Source organism: Methylobacterium indicum (assembly GCF_001043895.1).
Taxonomy (GTDB): domain Bacteria; phylum Pseudomonadota; class Alphaproteobacteria; order Rhizobiales; family Beijerinckiaceae; genus Methylobacterium; species Methylobacterium indicum.
This window is the reverse complement of the sequence record NZ_JTHF01000489.1, coordinates 1-1,069: the sequence shown is the minus strand read 5'-3', so window position 1 is coordinate 1,069 and position 1,069 is coordinate 1. Positions and strand designations below refer to the sequence as shown.

Annotated in this window: 1 protein-coding gene; it reads right to left on the bottom strand. The window is 62.4% G+C overall.

Annotated elements, in window-relative coordinates:
* Positions 1 to 21: 21 nt before the first annotated feature.
* Positions 22 to 1,069 (bottom strand): HAD family hydrolase (locus QR78_RS31665; RefSeq protein WP_202972811.1); only part of this gene is annotated, 1,048 nt, incomplete at its 5' end.

Genomic DNA, 1,069 nt, shown 5'->3' with positions numbered 1-1,069 from the left:
CCCGGCGGCTTCTCGGGCGCTCTACTGGATGTCCTCGGGCTTCACGACGATCCAGTTCTTGTCGGCGGTGACGGGAAGGCCGTTCGCGGCCTGGGCGGTTGCGCTGGTCTTCTTCATCTCCTCGATCTGGCTGCGGTACTTCGCCTTGCGATCGACCCAGACCCGGACACCGCCCTTCGGCACGTCGACATCGTGGAACAGCATCGGCCCGTCGCTCACCGGCGTGTCGCCGGCGACCAGGACCGCCTTCTTCCACGGGTCGATATAGGTCATGATCGCCGCGTACTTGCCGGCGTACCAGGTTGCCGGGGTCCACAGGTAGGGCGTGATTTCGAGCGGCAAGTTGGCCTTCTCGTCGTAGTGGCCGGCGGCGATCTGCTTGCGTGCCGTCGTCAACTCGCCGGTCTTCCGGTTCTTGAGCAGCGTCGTCACGCCGATGATGTTCTCGGGCTTGACGTTGTAGCCGTAGCGCGGGTCGGACGCGACCATGCGCACGATCTCTTCATGCGCCGCGCTCACGACATAGACCGCGATCCCGTTCTCGCGCAGCTTGGCGTACAGCTCCTTGATGCCGGTGAAGATCCTGGGCGGCTGCACCTCGATCGTCTTGACCGTGTCACCCTCGTAGTAGGTCGTCGGGATGGTTTTTCCGGATGCCATCATCTCGTCGACGTAACCCTTCAGCGTCTCGAGGGTGAGACCGGAGAAGGACTGCGCGATCCATGGGTAACACACCATGTCGTCGATCTCGCACAGCCGGTTATAGTAGCTGTAGAGACTTTCCTTGTAATTGTCCTTGTCCTTGAACGGAATCAGCTTCAGCGACGGATCGAGGGTGTCGCGCGTGAGGACGCCCTTCATCTCCAGGAAGGGCAGCAGCGCCTCGGTCAGGTCGTACCGATAGCTGGTATTGTCCATGTCGAAGACGGCGTACGCACCCTTGTTCGCGTTCGCGGCGATCATCGTATCGAGCTGCTGCGCCGCCTCCTTCGGCCAGTGATCGAGCCCGGCGGCCGAAGCCTGGCTGGCCAGGCCGAGAAACAGACAACTCACGAGCCACCTCGATGCG